We start from the raw sequence: 390 nt of genomic DNA, 5'->3' as shown, positions 1-390 counted from the left end.
CCATCATCCGCCCGTGGAAGAGCAAGAAAATGCGCAGCTGGTTGCAGGAAAACTACCCGTTGCTGGGTGTGCAGGACCTTGATGAGCAGATTCGCGCCGCTTTGAAGCATGCATCAAAACCCAAGGAGGCTGCATGAACGATGACCAACAACTATTGGCAGAGCGCGTCGGAGACGATGATGCTTGGACCCTGACCGTCACTGGGCCCGAAACAGATTCGGAGGATGGGGAGTCGGAAGATCGCCTCTACGCATTGTACGCAACTCCGGTCCGTAACGGATACTGGAACACGCAAATCACGCTGGCTGCTGTCGAGCTGGGTTCAGGTGAGGGTGATGAGGACATCGAATTCAGTGATGAGATTTACACTGTGTTTGCATACTCGTCACC

The 390-nt window shown here is 54.4% G+C and carries 1 protein-coding gene; it reads left to right on the top strand.

The features are described from left to right. Window positions 1-133: 133 nt before the first annotated feature. Window positions 134-390: hypothetical protein (locus tag AC1RPJ_RS07880; protein ID WP_481762861.1), on the top strand; the 257-nt coding region annotated here is incomplete at its 3' end.

This window comes from Dellaglioa sp. CoH-57-MRSF-17 (genome assembly GCF_056782015.1).
The sequence above is the reverse complement of the archived record's forward strand: the minus strand, read 5'-3'. Positions and strand labels throughout refer to the sequence as shown.